Source organism: Streptomyces sp. NPDC037288, from assembly GCF_055603265.1.
The window spans coordinates 1-2,126 of the sequence record NZ_JBVJVY010000192.1 but is presented as its reverse complement, the minus strand read 5'-3'; the positions used below and the strand labels follow the sequence as shown (position 1 = coordinate 2,126).

At 67.7% G+C, this 2,126-nt stretch carries 1 protein-coding gene; it reads left to right on the top strand.

Annotation, left to right across the window (positions count from 1 at the left end; translation table 11 throughout):
* A partial coding sequence (locus ACZ7GZ_RS43145) for a peptidoglycan DD-metalloendopeptidase family protein (protein ID WP_471033313.1) occupies window positions 1–2,126 on the top strand: 2,126 nt, incomplete at both ends.

Here is a 2,126-nt window from a genome sequence, read left to right as displayed (position 1 = left end):
GACGGCATCGTCGGCCGATTCCAGGATCTCAAGGACGGCGCCGCAGCGATCTGGAAGGCGTTCTGGGACAACGTCAAATCGATCGCGTCCGGCGCATGGAAGCTGGTCCGGGAAGGCTTCGACAAGTTCGGTGACGGACTGACAGGCGCGTTCAAATCCGTCCGTGACGGCATCGGCGACGTCTGGTCCGGCATCAAAAAACTGGTCGCCGCACCCATCCGGTTCTGGGTCGACACGGTCTACAACAACGGCATCGTCAAGGTCTGGAACGCCACGGCCGGCCAGATCCCGCACGTGCCGCACCTGGACACGCTGAACGTCAAGGGCTTCGCTCGAGGCGGCGTCCTGCCGGGCATGTCGTCCTGGCGGGATGGCGACGACCAGCTCGTGCCCATGCGCCGCGGCGAGGGTGTCTACGTCTCGGAGGTCATGCGCGACCCGTACGAGCGTCAGCGCCTGTACGCGATGAACCAGGCCGCCATGCGCGGCCAGCACCCTGCCGTCGCCCGCATGCAGTACGGATTCAGCGAGGGCGGCATCCTCGGCACCCTGGGCAGCATCGGATCCGGCATCGCCGACACCGTGGGCGGCGTTCTGAAGAAGGGCGCCAACGCCGTACGTGGAGGCCTCGCCGACCTTGCCGAGTCCGCGTTCAAGCCCATCAAGAACGGCATCACCAGCGCCCTCGGCAAGAACCAACATTCTTGGGGCGGCATGGTCGCCCAGGCGCCGCTCAACCTCATAGACAGTGCCATCGACTTCATCCGCGGCAAGGACATCCCCGACGCGTCCGGGCAGTGGATCAAGCCGGTGAACGTGCCCTTCGGTACCCGCTTCGGGGTGCGAGGGCCGATGTGGAGCAGCGGCCGGCACACCGGCTTGGACTTCCCCGCTGCTGTTGGGCGCAAGGTCGTGGCCGTCGACAACGGCACGGTCTCCGATGTCACCAGCGGCGGCCCCTACGGCAAGCACGTGATGGTCAACCACGGCGGGGGCCTGCAGTCCCTCTACGCGCACATGTCGGCCATCGCCGCGAAGATGGGCGCCGGCATCAAGCAGGGCGCGCGGATCGGCTCCGTGGGCGCAACCGGCAATGTCACCGGCCCGCACCTGCACCTCGAGGCCCGGCTGAACGGCCGGGCAGTCGACCCGATGCCGTACATCACTGGCGGTGACGGCGGTGACAGCGGCAGCGGGGTGCATCGCTGGCGCGGTGTGGTGCAGCAGGCCCTCGGCCAGGTCCACCAGTCGCTCTCCCTGGTCAACACCACGCTCAGGCGGATGAACCAGGAGTCGTCCGGCAACCCCAGGGCCGTCAACAAGACGGACATCAACTGGCAGCACGGCACCCCGTCCGTCGGCCTCATGCAGGTCATCAAGCCGACGTTCCGCCGCTACGCCGGCCGCTACCTGAACACCGGCCCGTTCATGTACGGCGTCAGCGTCGACCCGCTCGCCAACATCTACGCGTCGATGCAGTACGCCTTGGCCAACTACGGCTCCCTGTCACGGGCGTACAACCGGCCGGGTGGTTACGCCCGCGGCGGTCTGGTCGGCGGCGGGATCCGGATCAGCCGGGGTCTGCCGCGTGGCTACGCCTCGGGTGGCGTCATCAAGGTCGGCGGTAAGAGCATCAACACCGGTCCGATCGCCGCGTCCGTGGGCGGGGACTTCCTGAAGCAGCTGGCGGGCACCGCAGCGGCGATCGATGCGGCCATGTCCAAGGTTGCGACGGCCGTGAAGAACGCGTTCAAGGGCGTGAAGACCACGGTGGACGATCGGCTGCTCGCCGGGATCAAGTCGACCACCAGCAAGCTGGACAAGCTGGCAGCGCAGCGGGACGCCATCGCCGCGAGGATCACGGCGGCGAACCAGCTGGCTGCGGACTCCACGAACCAGGCCAACCAGTTTGCGCAGCTCACGTCCCTCCCGAACGGGGGCAACACCTTCGATGCGGGCGGCATCCTCTCCGGCCTGACGGTCCGTCTGAACCAGATCAAGGCCTTCGGGAAGAACATCCAGACCCTCGCTAAGCGCGGCCTGTCCAAGGCGCTGCTGCAGCAGCTCATCAGCGCGGGCCCGGACCAGGGCGCCGCCTACGCGAAGGCCCTGGTGGACGCCACGCC